We start from the raw sequence: 328 nt of genomic DNA, 5'->3' as shown, positions 1-328 counted from the left end.
CCTCCTTCGCTGCGGCAGGAAGCTGGAGAACGGCAGCGCGTGCAACGCGAAGTTGTACGGTGCGCCTGCCCGGAAGACGCATGCCTACCGGTGCCGGTCTCTGCTGGACGGGGGCTGCAACAAGCGCAGTCGTCAGGGACCGGCGATCGACAAGCTGATCAAGCATCTCGTGCTCGCGAAGCTGGAGAAGCGGAGCGCTAAGCGTAAGCAGGTGGCGGAGGCCTGGTCCGAGGAGCCGAAGCTGGCCGACGCCCGGCGCCGGAAGGGCGCTCTGGAAGCGCAATGGGCGGCCGCGGGGATCAGCGACTCAACGTCATTGGCTTTTCTC

General features: G+C 66.5%; 1 protein-coding gene. It reads left to right on the top strand.

Annotation, left to right across the window (positions count from 1 at the left end):
- Positions 1–328, top strand: a 328-nt coding sequence (locus UK12_RS34470) for a recombinase zinc beta ribbon domain-containing protein (RefSeq protein ID WP_045307168.1), incomplete at both ends; no start/stop codon positions are given.

This window comes from Saccharothrix sp. ST-888 (assembly GCF_000955975.1).
Classification (GTDB): Bacteria; Actinomycetota; Actinomycetes; order Streptomycetales; family Streptomycetaceae; genus Kitasatospora.
The sequence above is the reverse complement of the archived record's forward strand: the minus strand, read 5'-3'. Positions and strand labels throughout refer to the sequence as shown.